At 33.5% G+C, this 1,625-nt stretch carries 1 protein-coding gene and 1 pseudogene; both read left to right on the top strand.

The features are described 5' to 3' along the window. A partial coding sequence (locus ASJ81_RS12350; protein WP_095644694.1) for a winged helix-turn-helix transcriptional regulator occupies nucleotides 1-587 on the top strand: 587 nt, incomplete at its 5' end. Nucleotides 588-1,335: 748 nt separating this feature from the next. Beyond that, nucleotides 1,336-1,625, top strand: a pseudogene (locus ASJ81_RS12345) (hypothetical protein); the annotation flags it as partial.

The raw sequence follows: 1,625 nt of genomic DNA, 5'->3' as shown, positions 1-1,625 counted from the left end.
ACTACTGGCAGTTTCTAATCTGGCTAGCTGCGATGCAAATTTTATCAATAATAGACGTAATCCTATACTTTACAAAGTTCATTTTCATAATACTCGGATTTCGAGCTGCTGACCATCCAAGTACCGTTGGAACTCTAAAGAGAAAGTACATATATGCTTTCATCAAAGCTTGTCCAGGGACGTGTATCAGCGAGATTGCAAGTGATATGAGCCTGAGTAGGGGATCTCTTCGTTATCATCTCAATATTCTCGAAACAGAAAATATGATTGAAGCCCACAATGATTGCGGAAAGATCCGGTATTTCCAGAATAATTCTACATACAGTGAGGAAGAAAAAATGGTTATTTCAGTCCTTCAAAATGAGATGACCCGGAAAATAGTTCTGAAAATATTAAAGGAAGAATGCAACACCAACGGGGACCTTGCCCGAATAACAGGAGTTTCCAAAAGTGCAATTACCAGGTACATGAAGCAGTTGAATGAGTCAGGCCTGATTAACGAAAATAAGATGGGAAAGAGTACAATATACAGTATAAATCCTGTTTATAGGGATGCAATTGAAAAAATGTATTTGAAATTCTCTTAAAAGTGGGTTTACTTCAGGACAAAAACATTTTAAAAACGTTCAAATAAATGAAGATATTAAATCCCATCTTTTGCTTAAACCCATAGTTCTTCAAGATTTATTTTCTGAAACTTCCTGCAATATGGGTATGACTTTATTCCTGCAACCGGGTTTTTTTGCCTTGTTTTTTGAAGAATTAATTCTGTATGCAAAAGATAGTTTAATTATTTGGCTAAAAACTTTTCACTTTATATAGAATATGTTAGTATTAAATTATGGAGTTCAATATCTCTGAAAAAAACCATTGAAATCCAAATGACCAGAGGCTTAATTAAGTTAGCTCTGAAAAGTTTTAAGGTTTACTTAATCCTGTCTCTGGAGTACATCACGGGGTGAAAGGAAATGACAACAAGAGAACACTTAGAAATGGTGTGCTCTTGTTGCGTTTCTGCTACTAAATACTGAGGTTTCTAAGACTCATGGAGAGAAATAACTATAGTACTATGTCTACAGTTACTGTTCCGAATATTCTGAAGAGAATTTAAATCCAGCTTATAAAACTTACGGTTTAATCTTAACGCAGAAAATGAAATAGCCTTACAAAATTTTCTCTTTTTTGAAGAAATATTCTTGATAAAAGGAGTCTTTACAATTTTATCAAGTTATTTATAAATTTCGTAATTTATAATTATAGAATATCATATTTGCCTTTTTAAAGCTATTACAGAAAATATATATGTATTAATTCCTAATTTATTTTGGTGTTACTATGAAAATCTGGAAGATACTGGTTTTATGCTTTATTATAGGATTGATAGCAGTCCCTGCGGTTTCTGCCGAAAAAGGATACTCAGAAAACTCGAAAAATAAAGTTGTTTTAGATTCCGCTGACAAAAATTACATTGTTAGCTCCTGGATAGAAAATCCTTTTGAGATAGAGAATTCTATTTCTTCTCTACGGTCAACCCAGTCCATAAGCCAGGGGCAGACTAGAACTCATAATCTAAACGTAGGTTCAGGAGTGAATTATCTAGAAGTGGATTTGAACTGGGGAGACAC

Origin of the sequence: Methanosarcina spelaei, from assembly GCF_002287235.1 — an archaeon.
In the GTDB taxonomy this organism is placed as follows: Archaea; Halobacteriota; Methanosarcinia; order Methanosarcinales; family Methanosarcinaceae; genus Methanosarcina; species Methanosarcina spelaei.
Note: the sequence above shows the minus strand (reverse complement) of the source record. Positions and strands in the feature narration are given on the sequence as shown.